This window comes from Oleiphilus sp. HI0043 (genome assembly GCF_001634935.1).
In genome coordinates this window covers 1-959 of record NZ_LWEY01001344.1, presented here as the reverse complement: position 1 = coordinate 959, position 959 = coordinate 1, and the positions used below count along the sequence as shown (strand labels likewise).

The following is a 959-nucleotide window of genomic DNA, read 5'->3' as shown; positions in this document are numbered from 1 at the left end:
TGGAGAGTTGAACTGCAAAGGCATATCATGCTTGAAGCTATACTCACCACCTAATGAAATACCACCAGGCCCAGTCGTGTTAAAGCTGAGACCTACCATTTGAATCTGTTCAGGGTACTGAATTTGATACTCAGCAGTCGAAAACTGTTCATCACTATCTATCGCACCGTCGCTATCAACGTCGGTACCGACTCTACCACCAACAATTGGTAAGCGACTATGGTATTGCAAGAAGTAGAAACCAAACTCTGTTTCATTCAAATCTGCAGCAAACCAGCGTAAAGCAATACCAAACTGATCAGTATCATCGGGCTTGTCATCATACATTCTCTGCAAGCCGGTTTGTCCACCCTGGTTCCACTCTTCAGTCATGAAGTTAGCACCCCAAACAGGGCCGCAACCATCGGCTACATAATCATTTGTAGAGAAGTAGGTTCCGCAATCATCAATTCGCGAAGGCTCATACTCTAGCTGAATAAACGCTTCAATCGTAATATCATCCGTTAAGCCAAGTGAACCATAAAGCATGTTTACAGGAATCAAAGCTTCTTTGATTTCTGCGCCAGGCGCTCGAATTGCACCAATATCTACTGGGTTAATAACGTTAATACCGTTAAAAATAAAGGTACTCTCACCCCAGCTGACTACCTGCTTACCTAGACGAAGGTTAAGAGGTGTATCACCAAACCAGAAATCTCGCCAGATATACGCGTCTAAAATTTCTCCGCCAGACGCGTTCGCTTTACCATTCTTACTCAACTGACGCTGATAACCATTGACGTCGGTATCCCTGTCACCATCTTTTAGCTCAAAGTCATACCAATACTTTGCACGAGCAAATACACCCCAGTCTTCATAAGTGGCTAAAAAGTCACTGGTACCCTTGACGATCTGCGAATAGGCATCACCCTTATCGAAATTAAGGTTACCGTCATCAGTATTGATTGAGAAACCTGACC

General features: G+C 43.9%; 1 protein-coding gene. It reads right to left on the bottom strand.

Going from position 1 to position 959, the window contains the following annotated elements:
* Positions 1-959: DUF1302 domain-containing protein (locus tag A3729_RS17975; RefSeq protein ID WP_156497999.1), on the bottom strand; the 959-nt coding region annotated here is incomplete at both ends.